The organism is Pedobacter psychrodurus (genome assembly GCF_032678585.1).
Classification (GTDB): domain Bacteria; phylum Bacteroidota; class Bacteroidia; order Sphingobacteriales; family Sphingobacteriaceae; genus Pedobacter; species Pedobacter psychrodurus_A.
Genome location: NZ_JAVTSN010000001.1, coordinates 262,599 through 282,900, shown reverse-complemented (window position 1 = coordinate 282,900; position 20,302 = coordinate 262,599). Strand labels below are relative to the sequence as shown.

Sequence of the window (20,302 nt, the reverse complement as noted above, 5' to 3'; positions counted from 1 at the left end):
TGTAGCGTCGATGCGTACATAAAATTCCAATATAAATTTTGTACATTTAATAGTCTGTTTTTTTTTGCGAAGCGCAATGAAGTTTGGACGCCAAAATGCGTTTCGCGGGTTATCCAAGAAATAATTGATTTTAATCGATTCCGGCTTACGGAATAGCTAAACAGATAATAAAGGGGGTGTTTGCAAACACTCCTTTTTTATGGATTCAACTTTTTGAATCGTCAGGAGTTTTGTCGAGGTATATTCATAATTTGTTAGGGTTAGGTTAAGGTTGATTAAGTTGTTTTATTTTTTGAGATAAAGGTTAGTTGGGCCTTCATCTGTTCTCGTTTATTCTTTGTAGACAATTAATTTATTGCCTTTAATATCAAAACGTACTTCACCAGTTTGCTCAAACTTGGTCAGTACTTTCGATATTTTTTCGAAACGGCTTACCGTTCCGTAATACATTACTTCTTTTGCCGCTGGATCAGCATATTCGATCTCTACATTGTACCAACGGGCCACCTTGCGCAAAATGCTTTCTTGTTTTTCATTGTTAAACATGAAATACCCATTTTTCCACGCAATGGCTTCATCCACGTCAACACCTTTTATATTAATACCAGAGGCGGATACAATAGACTGCTCTCCAGGTTTAAGGATTTCGCTCTGGTTACTGCTATGGTGTAAAACGCGCACACTTCCCTCTAACAGGGTGGTTTTGGTTACGATTTCATCGTGATAGCTGTTAATATTGAAGTGTGTACCCAATACCTCAACAGATTGGTTATCTGTTTCTACAATAAAAGGATGTGCTGCATTTTTGGCCACTTCAAAATAAGCTTCACCATCTAATTTCACAATACGCTGTTTTGCCGTTCCTATATTTAAAGAATATTGAATAGAAGAAGCCGCATTAAGCCAAACTGTAGACCCATCAGGTAAACGGATTTGCCACTCGCCGCCATTAGGCGTAGAGATCGTATTTAATCGCGTGTCATCAATATTTTTTGATTCAGCTACATTATATACCAGTTGGCCATTTGCTGTTTTGGTAATGGATAATCCAGCTTCTTTGGCAATATCTCCGTTCATGGCGTCGGAAAGGGATATTTTCTTACCGTTTGCCAGGGTTAAAACTGCCTTATTTTTACCCGGGAGCACATCAGTAGCAAAAACATGTTCCTTTTTTTTGGTTAAAGAAATATAGCTGGTAAAAGAAAATACCACAAATACCACAGCGGCTGCAGCCCAACGTAACCTACTCATCAAAATTCTACGAGGTGTACGGGTTGGTTTATCTACAGCAAGGATTTTATTTAGGATCGGATTCCACTTTTTGTCGATTACCACATCAGCATTTCCCTCTTCGGCGATGATCATTTGCACGATTTCATCGCTAACGAGTGAAGAATTGCCCTCTGCCAAAGCCAAAAGCTCTTGCTTTTCTGCCTGGTTGAGTTGCCCTGCTGTAAACTGTTGTAAAAGATAATTGATGCGTACTTCCATAAAGATTCTGATACTAAGAAGCCGCAAAACAAAATTAGGACTATTGTGTTTTAACTTTTTTTTATTTTATTTTTAAAAAGAACCAAATGATAGGAAAAAAGAACACAATTCCATGCTGATCGAGGTGAATACGTATAGATTTTAAAGCAATTACAAGTGCATTTTTAACGGTATTGGGAGAAATATTAAGTATTTCTGCAATCTCAGGAATACTTTTACCATCACGTCTGCTCAACTGGTATATATTTTTGCGTTGATCTGGTAATTTATCTACCGCAACGGCGATGATTTTAGTTACCTCATTTAGATTGATGGTTTCTAGTGTGTTATTATCACTATTTTGCTGTTTAGCTGTAAAAGCATCTACAACTCTGCTCTCTTTTAACTTCTTACGAAGAAAGCTTAGACATTCATTAGACACATATTTATAGAGATAGGCTTTTACATTATCAACATCAGCCAATTTATCTCGATTTAACCACACCCTTAAAAAAGCATCCTGAATAATTTCTTCAGCAGCATTATCAGATTTAGTGAATTTAGTTGCGAAAATTTGAAGTACAGGAAGATATTTGAAGAAAAGAACAGAAAAAGCGTGTTCATCTCCCCCTACGATTTTTTCTATAAGCTTACGTTCATCTTCTGTCCTTTCTAGCGCCATAAATTACTCGACTTGTATATTCACATACAAATTTCATGAATCTCTTTGTGTGATATAATATACATAAAAGTGAAAAAAAAAATGGGTTAAAGCAAATATCTTCTGTAGGCAAAATGACTATAACTAAAAAAGCCTCACATTTTTGAGTAAGGCTTTTCACATTTTGCGATTAATATATCTTTAGTATTGATAATAAGGCGAAATCATGAGATAAACCACCACACCTGTAATTGCCACATATAACCACAATGGAAAAGTGATTCTGGCAATCTTTCTATGGCGATCGAAACGCTGAGCTAAAGCCCTTACATAAGTAACCAACACCAAAGGGATGATGGCAATGGAAAGTAAAATGTGGGTTAATAAAATAAAGAAATATACATACTTGATGGCACCCTCTCCACCAAATTTCGTCGAAGGTGTAGTCATGTGGTAGGCAATGTACATCACCAAAAATAATAGTGAACAGCCAATGGCTGTTTTCATTAAATTTTGATGTAACTGTATCTTTCCATTTTTGATGGCCCAAACCGCAACCACCAACAATACGGCCGTAATACCATTAATGGTGGCATATATTGGGGGTAAAAAAGGCAAGGTTGGTGCATCAATACCTAAATCTTTTAGCTTTACCACAAATAAAAAGGCTACGGCTACTGGGATGAAGATGGAAAGGATAATGATCCACTTGCTATATTTTTTCTCAATCGGGCTATTTTCCATGAGTTTTTAATTCTCTTTTTTATTATAATTATTTTGTATCAACTTCGGACTTCAAACGCTAACCGCTAACCCCTAACCGCTAACCAACTACCTCCCGTCCTTAACATTCCTCAAATACTCTGCGATGAGTACCTTTATTTCATCTTCCAACTTCGCGTTAGCTCCGGCATCATCAGCATCATAAATACCGCGTATACGGTGTAAATTATCGATCAGGACAATCTTGTTGCTAAAAATAAAACTGGTCTTTCCATTTGCATCATCTGCTATGGCATCAAGCAATAAGCCCTGTTTAATTAATGGATAGGTTTGTGCGGTATCGCCAGCTAAAAAGTCCCATTTGCCCTCTTTTGCTTTAAATTTAGCTGCAAAATCTTTAATCTTATGCTGATCTGCCGGATCAACAGAAAGGCTTAAAAACTTAACCAAAGGTTTTTGCTCATAACCATCAGATAATTGTTTGATGTATTTACTGGTTTGCTGGTTATTGGCACCCGTATAAAACAGATTCAGCACCACAATCTTATTGGTTAACGATTTCCAGGTGATGGTATCATTTTGCTGGTTTACCAGTTTGAAATCAGGAACCTCATGGTAAATGGTATCCGGAATTTTCTTTCCTTTTACACTATGGAAAGTAGTAGCAACAACCTTTTCACCAAAGATGGGCAAACTCTTATACCTGTTTTTTGCAAAGTGCGGCAATAAGTAAAAAAACAAAAATCCCGGTATAGCTAAAATGCTTACCAGGATTATTACCTTTTTGATAGGACTTCTTTTCATTAATGGTTCATCATGTGGATGTTTAAAAACCCACCTTCTATCAGCATTAAAACAATAAAGTAAATAATGAAAATAAATGATACCGTTAATGCAAGCTGTAGGCCCAATTTCTCAAACTTCAAGTGCATAAAGTATGCTACGATATAAAATGCTTTTACTAAAGTTAAAGCAATGTAGATATAGTTACCAACATGCTGAGGAATGTGGCCACCTGGAATTAACCAAAGTGCAATGATAAATTCGATACCCGTAATTAGCGATAAAATACCTGCTACTTTCCAGATTTTAGCTTTATTCATTCCTGCATGTTCGCCATGCTCGTGACCTTCTGTTGTATGTGCGTGCTCTGACATAAAAATATTTTTATAATATGATAAATTAAACCAAATAGAAGAATGTAAATACAAACACCCAAACTAAATCAACAAAGTGCCAGTATAAACCTACTTTTTCTACCATTAAATAATGTCCTCTTTTTTCAAAGCTTCCATTAATGGTCATTACCAATATGATAATATTAATTAAAACACCAGTAAATACGTGGAAACCGTGGAAACCGGTAATGGTGAAAAATAGGTTAGAAAACTGTTGAGCCGATACTAAAGATACCTCACCAGTAAACAAATGATGCAATGTTTCCATTGGCGGAATTTTCCCCCATCCAAAACCTTCGTGGAATAAGTGTGTCCACTCTAAAGCCTGACAGCCCAGGAACATAAACCCACCAACAATGGTTGCAATCATCCATCCGATTACTTCTTTTTTTGCACGGCGGTGACCGGCTTCAACAGCCATAACCATAGTTACCGAACTAAGAATTAATATAAAGGTCATGATACCCACAAAAACCAACGGTGCTCCGCTTTCTTTTAATCCAGGGATTGATTGGAAAACCAAATCTGGATCGGGCCATGTGATTTTAGAAAAACGCTGAGCGCCGTAGTAGATCAATAAAGATGAAAAGGTAAAAGCATCTGACAAAAGGAAAAACCACATCATGATTTTACCATATTCTACCGACCACGGAGAACGACCACCATTCCATGGTCCGGTTTTAACTTGATCTAATTGTGATACTGCATTCATTTGGAAATAGTATAATAGTTTGTTAACAAATTTAACGGTTCAAAAGTAAAAAAACATACAGATATATCCATAATATATCTATAAAATGCCAAAAAATAGAAGCAATTTCCATTCTATACTGGACTTTGGCAACAGGGAGGCTTTTATAACTTCCTGCTAAAGCATTAATAATAAGGCCAACACCACAAATAATGTGCAAAAGGTGCATACCCGAAACCACATAGATAAATGATATTGCGGCGTTATTTCCTACAAGGGTAGCACCGGTTCGCACCATACTTCCCCAGGCATTAAACTGCATTACACCGAATGCAATGGCTAATATCATCGTAATCCAGAGCATATTGCGCTGTAAGCTAAAGTTTAATTTCTTTAAAGCCCTCGAAGCTAGCACTAAAGTGATACTACTGGCAATAATCACCAGACTAGAGTAAATAAAGGCATCAGGCAACACCAAACCGTGTCCTTTACCTTTTGAGGCGGCAAATACCAGATAATAACTGGTAAAGCCTCCAAACATAATTGTAGATGATACGACAAATAACCAGACAATAAACTTTCTTGGCTTAGGGTCGAACGTATCCTGCATCTTTTCCATTGTTAGCACCATAAATTATTTTGCTATAAAATTTAATAATAAACCCAACTGTACCGCCGGGATGTAAAAAAATGAACAGAACATTACCTTTTTTGCATCGGTCATTTCTTTGTTCATTAAAAGTTTAAAAGCCAACCAGCTAAATATCACGCCAGCAATTAAAGATAAACCTGCAATGTAATAACCACCAAAACCATAAATGGTTGGTAATAAACTTACCGGGATTAAAACCAGCGTACTTAAAAAAGTAAGCAGCGCAGATGTTTTATCTCTTTTCTTGGTTGGCAGCAATCTAAAACCCGCTTTTTTATAATCATCGTCCAGCACCCAGGCAATGGCCCAGAAGTGCGGAAACTGCCATACAAACTGAATTAAAAATAGAATTCCTGCAATGTAATAATCAATTTCATGGAACTGTTCTGCTTTTAAGCTACCAAAGGCCGCTAAATAACCGATAAGTGGTGGCAAAGCCCCCGGAATAGCCCCTACAAAAACTGCAATTGGCGATTTCCGCTTCAATGGTGTATATGCAAAGGCATACAACAGAATTGAAAATACAGAAAGTAAACCTGTTTCAAGATTTAATTTCCCCAGTAACCAGGTACCCAAAAATGCCATAAAAACCCCTAAAATCAATCCTTGCCCGGTAGTCATTCTACCTGCTGGCATAGGCCGGTCTTTGGTTCTCGACATTAACTTATCCAGGTCTTTCTCGATAATCTCGTTAAAACAGTTTGCAGCCGCAGTAACTAAAAATCCGCCTGCAATTAAAATCAACCAGTTTCCCCAATCTATACTAGGGATATAACCTCTGCCCACCTGCATCTTCTGACCGATCAAAAAGGAGATCGATGCCGAAAACACCACCGTAAACGATAGCCTGAATTTGATAAGTTTAGAAAAATCTGAAAGATATTGTTTCAATTTTCTTAAATATTATTGTTTATAGGTACTTGTCCGGTAAACCAACAGGTACAGATAAAACTGTAAACTAAATAACAGCGTAGAGAACAAAATATGCAATGCTTGTGCTGCCGCTGGAAAAGCAATGTATGCCAATGCAAAACCACTTAATAATTGTACGAGAAGCGTAATCAATATAAACCTGGCTGTTAATAATGGAGCCGCTTTGCCACTAAAACGGTCGATCACCATTTTATATACCACTGCGTTCGCAATCACAACGAGAATAGCCAAATCGCGGTGATAAGAGAATACTTCTCCTACTTTCGAAATCCAGGTACCTTTACTGTCATAAGCCAGCGATTTTGCAATCACATCTACAGCTTCTCTTACATCGGTACCTAAAACAATCTGAACAATATTGATCACAAGCGTAAAGAACAAAAACCCTTTTAGCCATAAGATTCTGTACATAATAACAGAAGGCGCCTTATTTAGCTGCTTGGCATAATTATAAGTATAAATTGAAATGACCAAAATGAGCAATGCAATCAGCATATGCGCAGTTACCACCCACTGGGTTAAATTTGTTGATACCACAAAAGCACCCAACCAACCCTGCAAACCAATTACCAAAACATTTAAAATGCTTAATACAACAATCCGTTTTGCCGTTTTTTTGTACACAAACGAATAAATGGCTGTTAACAGCATAAATATACCTGCAAGTACACCTACTAAACGATTAGCATATTCTGTCCAGGTATTTGCCGGATTAAATTCTTCGGGTACCGTGATACTTTTATCATGCCTGATACTATCTGCCAGGGCTACTTTGCCCATACTTTCCAGATACTTGGCAAACTTCTCATTTTTCTTCAATCTACCAGCTACATATTTCTCCTTATAATTGGCCGGAAGTTGAGATACATCAGTTGGCGGAATATAACGGTCGAAACATTTTGGCCAATCCGGACAGCCCATGCCCGATCCTGTACTGCGTACAATACCGCCGGCAAGTATAACCAATAGCGTAACTACAATGGTTATAAGATTGATGTTAATGAAACGTTGTTCTGATCTGCTGACCATATATCTATTAAGATGAAAAGGGTATCCGGATAAGCAGAAACTTAATCAGATACCCCTTTTAAAATTGTATTTAAGCTTATAAACTAGCCCTTGTTTTCTGCAACAGGATTAGCCAATTCCCAATCTTGTTGTATTTTCTCTGCTTCCGCATTTCCTTCAAAATCGTGAGGCAAGTTAGAGCTCATGGTTTGAGAGAAAGGAACAGTTTGAGGAATAAAATCTTCATCATGTCCAGGTTTGCTATAATCGTATGGCCATCTGTAAACTGTAGGGATTTCTCCTGGCCAGTTACCGTGCAAGTGTTCAACAGGTGCAGTCCATTCTAATGTATTTGCTTCCCAAGGATTTTGAGGAGATACTTTTCCTTTAAAGATCGAATAGAAGAAGTTAAACAAGAACGCTACCTGCGCAAGTGCTGCCATAATAGCTGCCCATGTTACAAATATGTTAACTGTTAACCATTTCTTCATGAATTCGAACTCTGTAAATGCATAGTAACGACGCGGTACACCATCTAAACCTAAGAAGTGAAGCGGGAAGAACACCAGGTAAGCTGCGATGAAAGTTAACCAGAAGTGTAAATAACCTAATTTAGCATTCATCATTCTACCGAACATTTTAGGGAACCAATGGTACACACCTGCAAGCATACCAAAGATTGCCGCAGATCCCATTACTAAGTGGAAGTGGGCAACAACAAAATAAGTATCGTGTAAGTTAATATCCAAAGATGCATTTCCTAAGAAGATACCGGTTAAACCACCAGAGATAAAGAACGAAACCAAACCGATAGCAAATAACATTGCCGGAGTGAAACGGATGTTACCACGCCATAATGTAGCTAAATAGTTAAAGGTTTTTACTGCCGATGGTACAGCGATGATTAATGTAGTGATCATAAATACACCACCCAATAACGGATTCATACCCGTTACAAACATGTGGTGACCCCACACGATGAATGATAATACTGTAATACCGATTAATGAATAAACCATTGCATGGTAACCAAAGATTGGTTTACGTGAGTTTACAGAGATTACCTCAGACGAGATACCCAATGCCGGCATAATTACGATGTATACCTCAGGGTGACCTAAGAACCAGAATAAGTGTTGCCATAAAATTGGAGAACCACCTTCGTTTGGCAAAATATCAGTACCCATTACGATATCTGATAAATAGAAACTTGTTCCAAAACTACGGTCGAATACCATTAAAACTACCCCAGCTACAAGAACAGGGAAAGATAAGATACCTAAAATAGCAGTCAAAAAGAAAGCCCAGATGGTTAATGGCATTTTCCAAAGGTCCATACCTTTAGTACGCATGTTTAAGATTGTACTTACATAGTTGATACCACCCATTAAAGATGAAGCTACGAAAAGTACCATACTGATTAACCATAAAGTCATACCCAATCCTGATCCTGGCATCGCTTTAGCAACTACCGATAATGGCGGATAAACCGTCCAACCGCCAGATGCAGGTCCTGTTTGGATAAAGAATGATGACATCATGACCACACAGGCAGTAAAGAAAAACCAGTATGAAAGCATGTTCAAGAATGGCGAGGCCATATCTCTTGCACCAATCTGAAGTGGGATCAGTAAGTTACTAAAAGTACCACTTAATCCTGCTGTTAATACAAAAAATACCATGATGGTACCGTGAATGGTTACCAGTGCCAGATAAAAATCGGCCTTGATACGGCCACCTTCAGCCCATTTACCTAAAAATGTTTCTAAGAAAGGGAAATTCTGGTTTGGCCAGGCCAATTGGATACGGAATAAAATGGATAAGCCCATTGCTATTACCGCCATAATAATACCGGTAATTAAAAATTGCTTGGCAATCATTTTATGATCCATACTAAAGATGTACTTTGAAATCAAAGTCTCTTTATGATGCCCATGATCAGCGTGATCGTGATTGTGTTCGTCGTGTAATGCTATTGTTGACATAATTCGTTCGCTCCTGCTTAATATTATTTATTTAAAGCCATTTGGTTAGTTTTCGCAGCTGTTGAATCTTTAGCTGCTGAATCTGCTACTGATTTTACAGGCGCAGGTGCCACTGGCAAATTAAATTGTTTTCTTAAATCATCATTTAAGTATGTTTTCTGCTCAGCAATCCAAGTTTTGTACTCAGCTTCAGAAACTACACGTACCACTTTTTGCATGTTGTAGTGACCGGCTCCACAAATTTTAGCACATAAGAAAAGGTACTTAAAGTTAGGATCGTTGGTTTCTTGCTGCATTTCAGCAGTAGTTTTAGTAGGCGTAAACTCAAAAATAGTCCTCATACCCGGTACAGTATTTAATTGCACCCTAAAGTGAGGCATATAAAAACTGTGAATTACATCTTTACTGGTTAAGATCAGCTTCACTGGTTTTCCTACAGGAAGAACCATTTCATCAGCCATCTCATCATCACGGGAATTCAGATCTTTAAAATCAATACCCAATGGATTGGTAGCAGTAGTTAATTTGTAGTTTTTGTTACCCACTACACCATCAGCTCCAGGATAACGGATAGACCATTTAAACTGCTCTGAAGTTACTTCAATCTGCAATGGCTTGTGGTTTGGATCTTCAACCTTGAAGAAGATTGATCTCCAGGTTAAGAAACCCATCAATACCAATACGGTTAATACCAAAGCCGGAACGATTGTCCAGATTTTTTCGATGGTATTGTTGTGTGGGTAATAATAAGCTTTTCTTTTAGCAGAGTATTTGTAGATATAAGAAAATCCGAATAACAAGATGTGTGTTGCCACAAATACGATTGTAGTGATGATTAATGTTAAGTTAAACATCTCATCAATTTTCTTTCCGTGTTCTGATGCTGCAGCTGGAAGCAACATGGCGCCATGCACCGTGTATTCCCAATATACACCATATAAACCCAACACTAAAAACAGGGCGAATAAACTCGCGTGTATTCTGTTCCAGTTAATACCTGCAGGTTTACCTTGGGCTTCGCGGCTTAATTCGTAAACTCTTATTGCTTTACCAATAATCGCAATGAATAAGCATACGGCAAGGAAAACCAGAATATAAAATATTACCGATTTATAAACCTCGCCCATATCAACTTTCGGTGCCGCGGCAGCACCTGCTGCATCTTGCGCAAATACGCTAGTGTTTGCAAAAACAGTAATCAATACTGCTAAAGCTGCGGTCGTTTTATTCGTTATAAACTTTCTTAAACTCATTTTCTTAAAAGTAGTACGCTGTACTGCTAATTATAATAATAATTAAATATTTGCTCTATCTTATCACCACTATAGTTGATGATGCAAACTTTCTTGTAATAATGGGTGATTCTTTGCAATTAAAGGTTTTTTGCTCAACGATGTTAACACCGTAAAGGTAAACAATCCTACAAAACCTATTGCAGTACCAATTTCAACAATTCCAAAACCATTATGACCGTCTTCTACCGCACCTGGCATAATCATTTGGTAGTAATCTACCCAGTGACCTAACAATACCACGATAGCAACGAATAATAATTTTGCGTCTGTTCTTTTGTTATCTCTGTCCATTAACAATAATACTGGCGCTAAGAAGTTCATCGCTAGGTTTAAGAAAAACCAGAACTTGTAATATTCGAAACGTTTGTAGAAATATACAGTCTCTTCTGGCATGTTTGCATAGTAGATCAATAAGAATTGAGCAAACCATACATAAGTCCAGAAGATAGAGAAACCAAAGATAAACTGACCTAAGTTGTGCAAGTGGCTGTTGTTAACCCATTGCATATAACCCGCTCTTCTTAATAAGATAATGATGATAGCGATAGTAGCTAAACTGCTTACCCACATTGCTGCGAAGTTGTACCAACCGAACATGGTTGAGAACCAGTGTGCTTCTAACGACATGATGGTATCGAAGGCAAAAATTGGCGTAGTAAAACCGTAAATTACCAGGAAGATACAAGCATTTTTAAAGCTCTTTCTGTAAGAATTTAAACCACCTGCTAAATCTTCGTTATAAGAAAACTTAACGAACATGATCGAAAAGATACTATAAACACCTAAAAACACGACCTGACGCCCTAAAAAGAAAGGTACATTCAAGAACACTGATTTACCAGCAATTAGTGAATCGTAATTGGGGCTATTCGGATCCGTTAATCCATCAGCGTGCCAGTGGTGATATAAGTTGTGCGTGTACAAACCTGCTGAAATTACGACAACAAGTATGACAGCTGCTATAGGCAATGTTTTTGCCATCGCTTGTGGTACACGTAAAATTGATGCAGACCAACCTGCTTGAGCTACATATTGAACAGCGAGGAAAAATGTACCAGACATACAAACGCATGCAAAGTAATATGCCATAAGCAACAGGTTGGCAAAAGTACGCTCGTGCATCACTTTATCACCAGCTAAGAAACCATAAAGAATAGCTGCGGCACCTAAAGCGATACCAACTATGCTTAATGTTTTTACTTTTCCTGTAAACTCAAACTGTTCACTAAAATTAATATTGTGAGTTCCCATTTATATTCTGCTTTACTTATTGTTGTTTTTGTAATTCCTGAACATACATCACCACTTTCCAACGGTCTGTTGGCGAGATTTGTGAAGCATGCGAGCCCATATTATTTACACCGTATGTAATGGTGTGGTAGATTTTACCAGCAGTAAGTGCTTTCATATCTCCACCTCTCGACGAACTTCCTGAGAAGTAAGAAGGTACACCATTAAATTTCTCAATTTTAACCAGGTGTCCTTGTCCATCGCCTTTTTCTCCGTGGCAAGGGCTACAGAAAACTTTGAACAAATGTTGTCCCTGGGCCAAATTAACAGTATCAACTGGTAAAGGGTTCACCATGCTCACGCCTGCAGCTTCGTATCCTTCTTTTGTATTGGGAAACTCATCATACTCTTTAAAACCTACCGGTTTAGTATGTGCAGGTGGCAACTGTGCAGTTTTACCATCTTTAAAATTCTTATTTGGCTGATCCGGATTGTAAGCAATCGGATCATACATGTTTCTGGCATATTCTAAGCCAGTACTGCGTTTATCTTTACAAGCTGAAAAGGTAGCTGCAAAAGCGATAGCTAAAAACGCCGTGTAAACAAATTTATTCTTATTCATAGCTAATGTACTTCCTTTCATTATACTTTATTTCTAAAGCACCTGCATCTTTTAATAATCCATCAATTACAGTATGTTCTACATTGTCTTTTGCATCAACTGCAATCACAAAGCGGTCATCTGTAGCTCTTAAATCCATCACGCGTGGTGCTCTTCCTGGAAATAAGTGTGTAGATGCATAATAAGTTAACACCATACCGAAAGCACAGAATAATACTGTAAGCTCGAACATTATCGGAATAAAATCCGGCAATGCAAATGATGGTTTACCACCGATGTTTACTCTCCAATCGATTACTGCGCAGAAATAAATCAAAGCGAATGCACAGCAAGTACCGGTAATACCAAAGCAAAATGCTGCGATATCGATTCTAGATCTTTTAATTCCTAATTTGGCTTCTATTCCGTGTATAGGCATTGGGGTATATACATCATGGATACTGATGTTATTCTCCTGAAGTTTATCGATGCCATGCATCATTTCGTCAGGATCGCCAAAGCTGCCTAAAATATATTTGATATCACTCATTGTTATATTTTTGCGTAATCTTCTTGTTTAACACTATCAAATTTCTCTAAAGACTCTACGTATTCAGCAACGTATTCTTTATTCTCATGTCCTTCTTTAATCTGTTTCATTTTCGCTTGCTCACTTGCAGTTTTTAATAATAATTTAACCTCTGCGATAGCGATTGATGGCAATACCCTTAAGAACAATAAGAATAAAGTAAAGAACAAACCGATTGAACCTACGAATACACTCACATCAACCCATGTTGGATAAAACATTGCCCAACTTGATGGAATATAATCACGGTGTAATGAAGTAACGATAATTACGAAACGCTCGAACCACATACCCACGTTTACTACGATTGATAAGATCCAGGTAGCACGGATGCTTAAACGGATTTTTTTGAACCATAATAACTGTGGTGAGATTACGTTACAGGTCATCATCATCCAATATGCCCACCAGTAAGGACCGGTTGATCTGTTGATAAATGCATACTGCTCGTATTCTGAACCCGAATACCAGGCGATGAAGAACTCAGTTAAATAAGCCACACCTACGATTGATCCGGTTAAGATGATGATTTTATTCATCGACTCGATGTGGAACATGGTGATGTAGTTTTCTAAACCCAATACTTTACGTGCAACCAATAATAAGGTTAATACCATCGCAAAACCTGAGAAGATCGCCCCTGCCACGAAGTATGGAGGGAAGATGGTGGTGTGCCATCCCGGGATTACCGATGTTGCAAAGTCCATGGATACAATTGTGTGTACCGAAAGTACCAGTGGTGTAGAAATACCTGCTAAGATTAACGACACCGCTTCGAAACGTTGCCATGTTTTAACACTTCCACTCCACCCGAAAGAGAAGATAGAATAGATTTTTCTGCGTGTACCTACTGCACGGTCGCGGATGGTTGCAATATCTGGTAATAAACCTGTGTACCAGAATAATAATGATACAGAGAAATAAGTCGAGATTGCAAACATATCCCATACCAATGGTGAGTTAAAGTTTACCCAGATTGATCCGAACTGATTCGGTAAAGGTAAAACCCAATAGGCTAACCAAGGACGGCCCATGTGCGATACAACATAAGTTGCCGCACAAATTACCGCAAAGATCGTCATGGCCTCTGCAGAACGGTTGATCGAGTTACGCCAGTTCTGACGGAAAAGTAAAAGTACTGCTGAAATTAGTGTTCCAGCGTGACCGATACCTACCCACCATACGAAACCGGTGATATCCCATGCCCAACCTACTGTTTTATTTAATCCCCATGATCCGATACCGTTCCAGAAGGTATAGCTTACCGCTACCACCCAAAGTAAAGCACCTAATGAAGCAAAGGTGAAACCAATCCACCAAGCCTTATTCGGCTTGTTCTCTACCGGGCCTAAAATATCATCCGTAATTTTTGCATACGTGATGTTATCTCCGGTAATTAATGGTTCTCTAAGTATTGATTCGTTATGTCCTGACATAATTTGTATTTTCTTTATACTAAAGCTTACGCTTGTACTGTTGTATCTGTATTTCTAATTTTTGTCATGTATCCGATACCCGGTTTCACATTGATTTCTTCTAATACGTAGTAGATACGCTCAGAACGTAATGCTTTTGAAACCTCTGAATTTGGATCGTTTGCATCACCAAATACAATTGCATTTGCTGAACAAGCTTCCTGACAAGCCATTTTAATATCGCCATCTTTCAATGGGCGTTTCTCCATTTTAGCCTGTAATTTGCCACCTTGTATACGTTGGATACACATTGAGCATTTTTCCATTACCCCTCTCGAACGTGTAGTTACATCAGGGTTTAAAACCAATTGGGTAAACTCGTTATTTAAATAGTTATCGAAACGTGAATCGTTCCAGTAGTTGAACCAGTTGAAACGACGTACTTTGTACGGACAGTTATTTGCACAGTAACGTGTACCTACGCAACGGTTATAAGCCATGTGGTTTAAACCATCACTTGAGTGAACAGTTGCCAATACCGGACAAACCGTTTCGCAAGGTGCGTGATCACAGTGTTGGCACAACATTGGCTGGTGAACCACAGAAACGTGATCTAAATCTTCTAACTTAGCAATTTCTTTTTCTCTGGTTACATCACCTGTTGGTGTTTCATAGCTATAGTAACGATCGATACGGATCCAGTGCATCTCACGACGACGGCGAACCTCATCACGACCTACAACAGGAATGTTATTTTCTACGTTACAGGCAACAATACAAGAACCACAACCTGTACAAGCATTCAAATCGATTGCCATTACCCAGTTGTTACCTGGTTTTTCGTATTGATCCCAAAGATCGTAATCTTTATGTCCTTCACCTTTACCCGTTCCAGCAGCTGGATCTTTAAGGTATTCTTTAAAAGTAGCTTCACGGATTACGTTACGGCCTTCGAAAGAGTGGTGAGTTTGTGTTTGTGCCAATTCGTAAGTAGCACCTGTTGGGGTAATCGTTACTGTAGTGGCATATTGGAAAGTTCCATTTGCAAAAGAAACAAAAGGGAAGGCATTTTTACCCACATCGTTACCGGCTTTACCAACTTTGGTACGGCCATAACCCAATGCGATAGATGCAGTTCCTTGTGCTTGTCCTGGCTGGATCAATACCGGAAGATCTACTGAATATCCGTTGCTACCTTTAACCGTAACAACATCGAATTCTTTAACTTTTAATTTCTCAGCGTATTTAGGTGCAAGAGCAACAAAGTTATCCCAGGTTACTTTCGAAACCGGATCAGGTAACTCCTGTAAGAATGCATTGTTTGCATTTTTACCATCACGCATCGGGATGTTTTCGTAAACCTGTAATTCTACATCTTTTGTTAGTGCTTTGCTGCTGTTTGCAATTGAAGTAGCCACAGCACCTAAAGATAAGGTAAAGCTATATGCGCCAGCCGTTTTAGCTGTTGCAGTAACTACACCTTTATCCAACACTTCTTCCCATTTCAAACCTACAGCTGGTAACATTTTAGCTTCCCAGTTGCTGCGTACAAACTGATAGTAGTCTTTAACCGGAGCATCAGCCCATGTTAATAAACTCTCTTCAGCCTGACGGCTATTGAAAACAGGGTTGATGGTTGGCTGAACGATAGAATAATATCCTTCGTATGCATTTGCATCACCCCACGATTCTAAATAGTTATGGTTAATGGCAATGGCATCACAAAGTGTTGCAGTTTCATCAGCACGATCAGAGAATGAAATTTTTGCAGGAACCTTAGCCAATGCATCCGTAAATGCTTTTGCATTTGCAGCATCGTAAACCGGATTACTGTTTAAGAATAAAACAGCACCAACTTCGCCACGGCTCATTTCAGCAACTAAACCGTTAAATTCGGCATCGTTACCAGCATATAAATAGCAAGGATTATCTAAATCGATGGTAGTACCATAACTTCCGATAGCGGCGTTAATGGCATTCACCAAAATCTGAGTAGAAACATCGTTCGAACCACAAACTACAAGGCCTTTACCTTTAGCTTGCAATAATTCTTTAGCTACCAGTTTAATTACTTTATCGGCAGTGGTGTTGTTACCCAATGTTCCACCAGGTAAAGCACCACCGGTAATTGCATTGTATAAAGCAATTAATGCAGGTCCTTCTTCCGATAATTTAACCGGAACACGGGTATCGGCATTGGTACCTGTTAAGCTCATTCCACTTTCGAACTGAATGTGGCGGCTCATTTTTTTATTTTCTAACGATTTGTAGTTACGGTTAGCAGTATATTGAGAAGTAAATTCCTCACCACTAATCCAGGTACCTAAGAAATCGGCACTGAAACTTACAATTAAATCAGCCTTATCAAAGTTGTATTTTGGTAAAACGGCTTTACCGAAACTGTTTTGATTGGCCTGGATAATACCAGTATAAGAAACCGCATCATACTGAACCAGTTTAGCAGCAGGATATTTGGTCACAAACTGTGCAATAACGGCATTAGTCGACGGGCTGTTTACTGTTGATGCAACAATACGGATTTTCTTTCCACCGGCCTGTGCTTTTGCCAACTCGCCTTTTACAAAGCTGTCGATTTTTGCCCAGGTGGTTTCTTCCGCTTGTCCGCCTTTTACCATAGCAGGCGCTTTTAGTTTAGATACATCATATAAATCTAAAACTGAAGCTTGCGCTCTGGCATCGGTACCGCAGTTAAACTGACCCGCATTTGGGTTTGGTTCAATTTTAATTGGGCGACCTTCCCTTGTTTTAACCAAAATACTCTGGCCGTTAAAGCTAGATGTATAATAGTTAGGAATACCTGGAGTAACTTCTTCAGGTTTTACCAAATAAGGGATAGATTTTTTTAACGGTGTACTTTGGCAGGCAGCTAATGTAACGGCACCTAAACCAAAACCTAACGCCTTTAAAAAGTCGCGGCGTGGGGTAACGGTACTTAACCCTGCTTCATTTAAAACATCTTCTATTGGAAGTGGCTCGGCGAATTCGTTTTTGTTATTCTTAACAAAATCGGGTGTATTGTTATACTCCTCTAAGCCTTTCCAGTATTTTTTATTGCTTTCCATTTAAGCTATATTACTGTTTATCGAACGTTCTTACTAAACTCTAATCTATTAATAGTGGCATTTACCACACTCTAAACCACCCAATAACGCTGGTGTGATTTTCTCGCCTTTTTTAATTTTCTCGTGCGCTTCGATAACCTTAGCGTAGAAAGCATTGTTTTTCTGACCAGAAATATCTGTTTCTTTATGGCAGTTAATACACCATTTCATGGTTAACGGAGAATATTGATAAATTTCTTCCATGGTATTAACCGGACCGTGACAAGCGAAACATACAGGCTCATTTGGTTGTAATCCTTTTGCTTTACGAATGGCATCTTCTGCAACAACTACGTGTTGAGAGTGGTTGAAGTAAGCAAAATCAGGAAGATTGTGTACACGTACCCACTCCATTGGTTTTGATTTACTTTCGTCGTATTTCTGCGTTTCAGGATCGTAACCTAAAGCACTATAGATTTTTTTGATCTCCGGAGAAATCTCACCATCATATTTATCTCTTGCCTGAACAGCTTTATGGCAGTTCATACAAACATTTAATGATGGAATAGTGGCGTTTTTAGATTTAAATGCTCCGTTGTGGCAATACTGACAATCAATCTGATTGATACCAGCGTGCAACTCGTGCGAGAATTTAATCGGCTGTACGGGTTGATAACCGGTATGAACACCAGTATTCCACATGCCCATCCAACCCCAGGAGCCTAAAGCAATGATTAAACACAAGATAAAGAACATCACAAATTTCTTGTTTTTGAACATCTTGCGCACACCAACTTTTAATGGCACTTCTTCTTCAATCTCGATACCTTGTTTCTGCAGGATCAAACGCTCTAACAACTTAGAAGCACGACCTAAGATCACCAAGATCACAACCGCCAATACAACGATAGCTACGATACCTGCAATTGATAAACCTGAAGTAGACTCATCTTTTGCGGCAACAGCTCCACCTTCTGCAGGAGTTGCTTTAGGCTCACCTTCTTTAATGTAAGCTAAGATATCTTTTACTTTCGCATCATCTAACTCAGGGAAGGTAGTCATTGCTACTTTACCGTTATCGTTAAATAACTTAACAGCTGCAGGATCTCCGGCAGCAATCATTGCTGCGTTGTTCGGAATCCATTTCAATAGGAACGCTTCAGGGTGACGATCGCTTACTCCTTCTAATGCCGGACCAATAACTTTGTGATCTAACGCATGGCACGAAGAACATTTTGCTTTGAAAAGCGTCCTTCCTTCTTTAGCATCCTGCGCATTTACGGTAGAAACCGCTATTACGGAAATTGCTGAAAATACGAATAACGACTTCCAAACGCTTTTTAAAATCATCGAGATATCTCTCATAATGAACACTTTATACTTATTTAATTTACTTTTTGTTGTGAAATTGATGCTTGAGCCCAGGTAGCCCCATCAAAACTTGAACAAAAGTATAACTTATTAATAAATCCCATGACATAATAGTGACTGGAAATACAATTTATAATCATTCTAAACAAATGTCGTTTCAAGCCACTCAGGCCATAAAAATGCCCATTTTTGATACGAAATCTCAAATGGGCATACCAGAAACCAATTTGGTTTATTAAAATGTTACGATTATTGTTTTAATATCCAGGCAAACATTAGCGGCGCAACGATTGTTGCATCACTTTCTACGATAAATTTGGGTGTATTGATATCCAGTTTACCCCAGGTAATCTTTTCGTTTGGTACCGCACCAGAATACGAACCGTAAGAAGTGGTCGAATCTGAGATTTGGCAGAAATAACTCCAGAAAGGAATGTTCTCCATTTCCATATCCTGATACAACATCGGCACTACACAGATCGGAAAATCGCCGGCAATACCTCCACCAATCTGGAAGAAACCGATTCCTTTACCACCACTGTTTGCAATATACCAATCGGCCAACCAGCCCATATATTCAATTCCACCTTTTACAGTAGTTGCGGTAAGTTCTTTTTTCATTACATACGACGCGAAGATATTACCCATGGTAGAATCTTCCCATCCCGGAACCACGATTGGCAAATTCTTCTCAGCCGCAGCAAGCATCCATGAGTTTTTAGGATCTATCTCATAGTATTGCTCTAAATCGCCGCTCAACAGCATTTTGTACATAAACTCATGCGGGAAGTAACGCTCACCGGCTGCTTCAGCATCCATCCAGATTTTTTGGATGTGTTTTTGCAAACGGCGGAAAGCCTCTTCTTCAGGGATACAGGTATCGGTAACGCGGTTGTAATGGTTTTCTAAAAGGTCCCACTCATCCTGCGGACTTAAATCGCGGTAATTTGGAACGCGTTTATAATGTGAGTGCGCAACCAGGTTCATAATATCTTCCTCCAGGTTGGCACCGGTACAAGAAATAATAGCCACTTTATCCTGGCGGATCATCTCTGCAAGTGAAATTCCCAATTCTGCAGTACTCATTGCACCAGCAAGTGTGATCATCATTTTACCACCTTCATCTAAATGCGTTTCGTATCCTTTAGCCGCATCCATCATTGCCGCAGCATTAAAATGGAGGTAATTACGCTCCATAAACTGAGATATTGGTCCTCTAGTATTGCTCATTTCGTTTTGTATTGTTTGCGGCAAAAATAGGTATTTAGGCCGAAAGGTGAAAACGTAAAAGCGTTTAGCGCCTGGGACCGGGCGTTTAGCGTAAAATTATTCCGAAGTCCATAGTCTCTAGTGCAAAGTCGACTAAAATCATAAGGTTGATTTATCACGCAATTGTCATCCTGAGCGTAGTCGAAGGATCTTTTTTTGGAAAGCAATG

18 protein-coding genes are annotated in these 20,302 nt (G+C 38.7%); all 18 read right to left on the bottom strand.

Translation table 11 applies throughout. From position 1 onward, the window contains the following. Positions 1-330: 330 nt before the first annotated feature. On the bottom strand, positions 331-1,491 hold the full coding sequence (locus R2S57_RS01280) for a FecR family protein (RefSeq protein ID WP_316843309.1): 1,161 nt from the start codon (positions 1,489-1,491) through the stop codon (positions 331-333). A 61-nt stretch (positions 1,492-1,552) separates the two neighbouring features. Then, positions 1,553-2,152, bottom strand: a complete 600-nt coding sequence (locus R2S57_RS01275) for an RNA polymerase sigma-70 factor (RefSeq protein ID WP_316843308.1) — start codon at positions 2,150-2,152, stop codon at positions 1,553-1,555. Between the two features lie 180 nt (positions 2,153-2,332). Then, positions 2,333-2,875, bottom strand: coding sequence for a DUF420 domain-containing protein (locus tag R2S57_RS01270; protein ID WP_316843307.1), 543 nt, complete (start codon positions 2,873-2,875; stop codon positions 2,333-2,335). Positions 2,876-2,962: 87 nt separating this feature from the next. After that, a complete protein-coding gene (locus tag R2S57_RS01265; protein WP_316843306.1) occupies positions 2,963-3,658 on the bottom strand; it encodes an SCO family protein in 696 nt (231 codons plus the stop codon). Continuing rightward, the gene (locus tag R2S57_RS01260) at positions 3,658-4,011 is read right to left on the bottom strand and encodes a cytochrome C oxidase subunit IV family protein (RefSeq protein ID WP_316843305.1); all 354 of its coding nucleotides are present in this window, start codon (positions 4,009-4,011) and stop codon (positions 3,658-3,660) included. Before R2S57_RS01260 ends, R2S57_RS01265 begins: the two co-directional genes overlap by 1 nt. Positions 4,012-4,036: 25 nt before the next feature. Next, on the bottom strand, positions 4,037-4,744 hold the full coding sequence (locus tag R2S57_RS01255; RefSeq protein ID WP_316843304.1) for a cytochrome c oxidase subunit 3: 708 nt from the start codon (positions 4,742-4,744) through the stop codon (positions 4,037-4,039). 31 nt (positions 4,745-4,775) lie between these two features. Further along, positions 4,776-5,342 carry a cytochrome c oxidase subunit 3 gene (locus R2S57_RS01250; protein ID WP_316843303.1) on the bottom strand — a complete coding sequence of 189 codons (567 nt, stop codon included), beginning with the start codon at positions 5,340-5,342 and terminating at the stop codon, positions 4,776-4,778. Positions 5,343-5,357: 15 nt separating this feature from the next. Beyond that, entirely contained in the window at positions 5,358-6,266 is a 909-nt protein-coding gene (gene cyoE, locus R2S57_RS01245) for a heme o synthase (protein ID WP_316843302.1), read from the bottom strand. A 12-nt stretch (positions 6,267-6,278) separates the two neighbouring features. Next, positions 6,279-7,337: a COX15/CtaA family protein gene (locus R2S57_RS01240; RefSeq protein ID WP_316843301.1), complete on the bottom strand. Its 1,059-nt coding sequence runs from the start codon at positions 7,335-7,337 to the stop codon at positions 6,279-6,281. Between the two features lie 83 nt (positions 7,338-7,420). Further along, positions 7,421-9,208, bottom strand: a complete 1,788-nt coding sequence (locus R2S57_RS01235) for a cbb3-type cytochrome c oxidase subunit I (protein ID WP_316843300.1) — start codon at positions 9,206-9,208, stop codon at positions 7,421-7,423. Between the two features lie 116 nt (positions 9,209-9,324). Next, the gene (locus tag R2S57_RS01230) at positions 9,325-10,554 is read right to left on the bottom strand and encodes a cytochrome c oxidase subunit II (RefSeq protein WP_316843299.1); all 1,230 of its coding nucleotides are present in this window, start codon (positions 10,552-10,554) and stop codon (positions 9,325-9,327) included. A gap of 69 nt (positions 10,555-10,623) precedes the next feature. Then, positions 10,624-11,847: a quinol:cytochrome C oxidoreductase gene (locus R2S57_RS01225; protein ID WP_316843298.1), complete on the bottom strand. Its 1,224-nt coding sequence runs from the start codon at positions 11,845-11,847 to the stop codon at positions 10,624-10,626. 16 nt (positions 11,848-11,863) lie between these two features. Beyond that, positions 11,864-12,469, bottom strand: a complete 606-nt coding sequence (locus R2S57_RS01220; RefSeq protein WP_316843297.1) for a cytochrome c — start codon at positions 12,467-12,469, stop codon at positions 11,864-11,866. Beyond that, positions 12,441-12,977, bottom strand: coding sequence for a DUF3341 domain-containing protein (locus tag R2S57_RS01215; RefSeq protein ID WP_316843296.1), 537 nt, complete (start codon positions 12,975-12,977; stop codon positions 12,441-12,443). The genes R2S57_RS01220 and R2S57_RS01215 overlap by 29 nt, the downstream gene beginning before the upstream one ends. A gap of 2 nt (positions 12,978-12,979) precedes the next feature. Beyond that, entirely contained in the window at positions 12,980-14,452 is a 1,473-nt protein-coding gene (nrfD, locus tag R2S57_RS01210; RefSeq protein WP_316843295.1) for an NrfD/PsrC family molybdoenzyme membrane anchor subunit, read from the bottom strand. Between the two features lie 26 nt (positions 14,453-14,478). After that, the gene (locus R2S57_RS01205) at positions 14,479-17,514 is read right to left on the bottom strand and encodes a TAT-variant-translocated molybdopterin oxidoreductase (RefSeq protein ID WP_316843294.1); all 3,036 of its coding nucleotides are present in this window, start codon (positions 17,512-17,514) and stop codon (positions 14,479-14,481) included. A gap of 48 nt (positions 17,515-17,562) precedes the next feature. After that, positions 17,563-18,858: a c-type cytochrome gene (locus R2S57_RS01200; protein WP_316843293.1), complete on the bottom strand. Its 1,296-nt coding sequence runs from the start codon at positions 18,856-18,858 to the stop codon at positions 17,563-17,565. A gap of 255 nt (positions 18,859-19,113) precedes the next feature. Further along, positions 19,114-20,094, bottom strand: coding sequence for a deoxyhypusine synthase family protein (locus R2S57_RS01195; protein WP_055903284.1), 981 nt, complete (start codon positions 20,092-20,094; stop codon positions 19,114-19,116). Positions 20,095-20,302: the final 208 nt, after the last annotated feature.

What these genes read in the sequence shown, in the direction of transcription:
- R2S57_RS01215 (WP_316843296.1), bottom strand. Translation starts at nt 12,977, where the DNA reads ATGAGTGATATCAAATATATTTTAGGCAGCTTTGGCGATCCTGACGAA.
- R2S57_RS01255 (WP_316843304.1), bottom strand. Translation starts at nt 4,744, where the DNA reads ATGAATGCAGTATCACAATTAGATCAAGTTAAAACCGGACCATGGAAT.
- R2S57_RS01235 (WP_316843300.1), bottom strand. Translation starts at nt 9,208, where the DNA reads ATGGATCATAAAATGATTGCCAAGCAATTTTTAATTACCGGTATTATT.
- R2S57_RS01270 (WP_316843307.1), bottom strand. Translation starts at nt 2,875, where the DNA reads ATGGAAAATAGCCCGATTGAGAAAAAATATAGCAAGTGGATCATTATC.
- R2S57_RS01265 (WP_316843306.1), bottom strand. Translation starts at nt 3,658, where the DNA reads ATGAAAAGAAGTCCTATCAAAAAGGTAATAATCCTGGTAAGCATTTTA.
- R2S57_RS01240 (WP_316843301.1), bottom strand. Translation starts at nt 7,337, where the DNA reads ATGGTCAGCAGATCAGAACAACGTTTCATTAACATCAATCTTATAACC.
- R2S57_RS01200 (WP_316843293.1), bottom strand. Translation starts at nt 18,858, where the DNA reads ATGAGAGATATCTCGATGATTTTAAAAAGCGTTTGGAAGTCGTTATTC.
- R2S57_RS01275 (WP_316843308.1), bottom strand. Translation starts at nt 2,152, where the DNA reads ATGGCGCTAGAAAGGACAGAAGATGAACGTAAGCTTATAGAAAAAATC.
- R2S57_RS01205 (WP_316843294.1), bottom strand. Translation starts at nt 17,514, where the DNA reads ATGGAAAGCAATAAAAAATACTGGAAAGGCTTAGAGGAGTATAACAAT.
- R2S57_RS01195 (WP_055903284.1), bottom strand. Translation starts at nt 20,094, where the DNA reads ATGAGCAATACTAGAGGACCAATATCTCAGTTTATGGAGCGTAATTAC.
- R2S57_RS01250 (WP_316843303.1), bottom strand. Translation starts at nt 5,342, where the DNA reads ATGGAAAAGATGCAGGATACGTTCGACCCTAAGCCAAGAAAGTTTATT.
- R2S57_RS01230 (WP_316843299.1), bottom strand. Translation starts at nt 10,554, where the DNA reads ATGAGTTTAAGAAAGTTTATAACGAATAAAACGACCGCAGCTTTAGCA.
- R2S57_RS01220 (WP_316843297.1), bottom strand. Translation starts at nt 12,469, where the DNA reads ATGAAAGGAAGTACATTAGCTATGAATAAGAATAAATTTGTTTACACG.
- R2S57_RS01225 (WP_316843298.1), bottom strand. Translation starts at nt 11,847, where the DNA reads ATGGGAACTCACAATATTAATTTTAGTGAACAGTTTGAGTTTACAGGA.
- nrfD (WP_316843295.1), bottom strand. Translation starts at nt 14,452, where the DNA reads ATGTCAGGACATAACGAATCAATACTTAGAGAACCATTAATTACCGGA.
- R2S57_RS01260 (WP_316843305.1), bottom strand. Translation starts at nt 4,011, where the DNA reads ATGTCAGAGCACGCACATACAACAGAAGGTCACGAGCATGGCGAACAT.
- R2S57_RS01280 (WP_316843309.1), bottom strand. Translation starts at nt 1,491, where the DNA reads ATGGAAGTACGCATCAATTATCTTTTACAACAGTTTACAGCAGGGCAA.